Raw genomic sequence first — 1,086 nt, 5'->3', positions numbered from 1 at the left:
CATTCAGTGCCTGATGTTGCTAAGCGATTAGGTATATCGGATAAGTCACTTTATTACTGGGTGAGTAAGGCGAAAGTGCCCGCCAGCCAATCCGCAGAGCAAGAAGAAATACGCAAGCTTAAAGTTGAGTTAAAGCGAGTAACTGAAGAGCGCAACATCCTAAAGGAGGCCGCCGTGTACTTTGCAAGCGAGTCAAAGAAAAGTACACGTTCATAAAATCACGACTCAATGTTTATCGCGTTAACACCATGTGCAGGGTGTTAAATGTTCACCGCAGCGGCTTTTACGCTTGGTTGAAAGAGCCTCAATCTAAAGCAGAAAAAGCCAACCTACGATTGCTTAAACAGATCCAAGCCAGTTATGTACAAAGTGGCGGTGTTTATGGCAGCCCACGCATCACACATGAGCTGCGTCGTTTGGGTGAAACATGCGGTGAAAACCGTGTAGCCAAGTTGATGAAGCAAGCCAAACTCAAAGCTAATATTGGCTATAAACGGCGTTATTTTAAGTCGTCTACGCCTCATATTGCCGCAGATAATCATCTACAACAGCAATTTGTTGTATGCGAGCCTGATACCGCGTGGGTATCAGATATTACTTACATTAAGACATATGAGGGATGGCTATATCTGGCTGTCGTATTGGACTTGTTCTCTCGCAAAGTGATTGGCTGGTCAATGCAACAGACAATGACGTCAGATATTGTGATTAAAGCACTACTTATGGCGGTATGGCGAAGACCTAAAGCAAAAGACGTTATTGTACATAGTGATCAAGGTAGCCAATATGCCAGTGGTGACTATTTAGATTTTTTAGCCGCCCATAATTTGATACCAAGTATGAGTCGCAGAGGTCATTGCCTGGATAATGCGGTTGCAGAAAGTTTTTTTCATTCGCTCAAGACTGAACGTGTAAAGCGAAAAGTGTACGCAACCCGAAGTGAAGCTAAAGCAGATTTGTTTGATTACATAGAAGTGTTTTACAATCGAACTCGACTACACAGCCATCTTGGTCATGTATCTCCAGATGAATATGAGAATACATATTCACAGGCAAGTTAAGTGTCTACGAAACTGGGGGAAGATC

Annotated in this window: 2 protein-coding genes; both read left to right on the top strand. The window is 43.1% G+C overall.

The features are described 5' to 3' along the window. On the top strand, positions 1–216 hold a 216-nt coding region (locus tag GMES_RS21095; protein WP_039987988.1), incomplete at its 5' end, for a transposase. Then, entirely contained in the window at positions 213–1,061 is an 849-nt protein-coding gene (locus GMES_RS21090) for an IS3 family transposase (protein WP_153811098.1), read from the top strand. The genes GMES_RS21095 and GMES_RS21090, both read left to right, overlap by 4 nt. Positions 1,062–1,086: the final 25 nt, after the last annotated feature.

Origin of the sequence: Paraglaciecola mesophila KMM 241 (genome assembly GCF_000315015.1) — a bacterium.
In the GTDB taxonomy this organism is placed as follows: Bacteria; Pseudomonadota; Gammaproteobacteria; order Enterobacterales; family Alteromonadaceae; genus Paraglaciecola; species Paraglaciecola mesophila.
This window is presented reverse-complemented; position numbering and strand designations above follow the sequence as displayed.